Annotated in this window: 3 protein-coding genes; all 3 read left to right on the top strand. The window is 38.9% G+C overall.

The window, feature by feature from the left end:
- Positions 1-429 precede the first annotated feature (429 nt).
- Positions 430-846, top strand: coding sequence for a MarR family transcriptional regulator (locus GX756_06770; protein NLC17561.1), 417 nt, complete (start codon positions 430-432; stop codon positions 844-846).
- A gap of 42 nt (positions 847-888) precedes the next feature.
- A complete protein-coding gene (locus tag GX756_06765) occupies positions 889-2,616 on the top strand; it encodes an ABC transporter ATP-binding protein (GenBank protein ID NLC17560.1) in 1,728 nt (575 codons plus the stop codon).
- Positions 2,609-2,869: ABC transporter ATP-binding protein (locus tag GX756_06760; GenBank protein ID NLC17559.1), on the top strand; the 261-nt coding region annotated here is incomplete at its 3' end. The genes GX756_06765 and GX756_06760, both read left to right, overlap by 8 nt.

Here is a 2,869-nt window from a genome sequence, read left to right as displayed (position 1 = left end):
AGGCATCCACCATATGCTCTTCGTAGCTTAATCTTATCCCAATTTTTTTGCCTTGCGAAAAATTGTTCAACGCGTATTACTTCGCGTTTTTTATTTCACTCTTCTATGCAGTTGTCAAGGTGCGAAAAATCTTGGCTTAACAAACAAATGCTGCCTCGCGACAGCTTGATAATAATATCATAATTTATATATATATGTCAAGAGTTTGCCAAAAATATTTTGAAATATTTTGGAAACAAAAACATTTTAAATAGCAAGGGTTATAGAACAATATAAATCCATAATAAAAATTTTTATCCATAATTTTTTTTGATTAGTCTATGTCTTTTCCTAAAAAACCGCTTGACAACATTTAAGATACTTTGTTAGAATTCTAACAAAATCTTTATAAAAAACCTTATATATAATATGAACGCGCTTTTTCATCTTTTGAAAAAAATCAATGGTCTGATGTTCCGCCATTTGAACGATACCTGTATAAAACACGGCTTGACCGCCAAGCAATTTTTACTGCTTCGGTTTTTTTATCTAAACCAAAACGGTAAAAAAGAACATATCCTTCAGGCCAAGATACAAAACGATTTTCATGTAAGGCGCTCCACGGTTACCAGCATCTTGCAAACGCTTGAAAAAAAAGGCTTGATAATAAGAAAAACCGATGAGTCCGATCAAAGAAAAAAGGTCGTGATAATGACCGAACAAGCCAGGGATATAATCAAGCGCATAGATCTGGATGCCCAGCATAACGACAGGATGTTATTATCCGCGCTTACCAAAGACGAATATAACGCTTTGGTTAATCTTCTCAATAGATTGTGCGACAATTTGGAAAAAAGCGCTAAATAATATTATATAATTATGCCTATATAAATTTAAAAGGATGCCTATATGTTAAAACTCGCAAAATTTTTTAGACAATACGCCAAAATAGCGCTTATTACGCCGTTGTTTGTTGTAGGCGAAGCCTTGCTGGAAGTTTCCATTCCCTTTCTTATGTCCAAGATAATAGACATAGGCGTGGTCAATAAATATATTAATTATATCTTGTTGACAGGGCTTACGATGGTAGGCATGGCGTTTTTGTCGCTGGTTTGCGGCGCTATCGCGGGCAAGTTTGGCGCTTGGGCGGCGACAGGCTTTGCCAAAAACATTAGGCAAAATATGTATTATCATATTCAAAATTACGCTTTTTCCAATATAGACAAATTTTCCACGGCGTCATTGATTACAAGGCTGACTACCGATGTCAATATAACGCAAGACACCGTTCAAATGTCTTTGAGGGCCTTAATAAGGGCGCCCATAATGTTGATAGCGGCGACAACGATGGCTTTTAATATTAATTCAAGGCTGACTTTGGTATTTTTGTGCGCCATACCGTTTTTGGGCATAGCGTTGTTTTCTTTAATTTTTATAGCCTTTCCTAAGTTTATCGCTTTGTTCAAAAAATACGACAAGCTTAACTCTGTCGTGCAAGAAAACCTAATCGCTATAAGAACGGTAAAATCTTTTGTAAGGGAAGATTATGAAATTAAAAAGTTTCAAGATGCGTCTTCGGACATAATGAACTACGCCAAAAAAGCCGAAAAAATCGTCATTTTAAATATGCCGATAATGCAGTTTACCGTATTCTCCTGTATCTTGGCTATTTCTTGGTTTGGCGGCATTCAAATAATACAAGGGCGCATGACGGCGGGGCAATTGGCAAGTTTTTTGAGTTATATAATGCAAATCTTGATGAGTCTAATGATAATTTCAATGTTGTTTGTCAATATCATTATGACAAGGGCCGCCGCCAATAGAATTTTGGAAGTCATAGAAGAAACGCCCGACATTGCCCAACCCGAAAATCCCATAACAGAGGTTGCGGACGGCTCAATAGAGTTTAAGGATGTCAGTTTTAGCTATAAAAAGAACGGCAAATTTGTGCTTCGCGATATCAACCTAAAAATAAAACACGGTCAGACGATAGGCCTAATCGGCGGAACGGGCTCGTCCAAATCTTCGCTCGTCCAATTGATACCTAGGCTTTACGATGCCACAAAAGGCCGCGTGCTGGTGGGCGGCATTGATGTAAGGGATTACGATTTGAAAACATTAAGGGACAGCGTGGGCATCGTGCTTCAAAAGAATGTGCTGTTTTCGGGCACGATTGAAGAAAACTTGCGCTGGGGAAACCAAGACGCCAGTATGGACGAGATTATCCGCGCGTGCAAGATAGCCCAAGCGCATGAGTTTATTATGGGCTTTCCCGAAGGGTATCAGACATACTTGGACCAAGGAGGCGTCAATCTGTCGGGCGGGCAAAGGCAGAGGTTGTGCATAGCTAGGGCTATATTAAAAAAACCAAAAGTGCTTATATTTGACGATTCCACAAGCGCCGTGGATACCAACACGGACGCGCTTATAAGAAAAGCGCTAAGGACCGAGCTTAACGATGTTACCAAAATAATAATCGCCCAAAGGGTAGCCTCAATAGAAGACGCCGACAATATTATTATCTTGGACGAAGGCCAAATAAAAGGCATGGGAACGCATGACGAGCTAATAAAGACCAACGAAATATATAAAGATGTTTATTATTCTCAAAAAAACATGGGGGAGCGGAATGAATAAAAGCAAACTAATCAGCGCGGCAAAACCGACAAGCAGGCATATATTTAGAGGCGTAAAGCCCAAAAACATAAAAAAGACTTTAATTAGGCTGTTTGGGTATCTTAAAAATTACAAGCTTCAGCTATTCATTGTGGCAATTTGTATTTTGATAAACTCCGGAACAGGCATTGCTTTAAACAGCTTTGTAAAACCGCTAATTGATAGATATATCCTGCCTCTTGTGGGCGTCCAAAACCCCGATTTGAGCGGATTT

The sequence above is a fragment of the Clostridiales bacterium genome (assembly GCA_012512255.1).
Lineage (GTDB): Bacteria > Bacillota > Clostridia > Christensenellales > DUVY01 > DUVY01.
The sequence above is the reverse complement of the archived record's forward strand: the minus strand, read 5'-3'. Positions and strand labels throughout refer to the sequence as shown.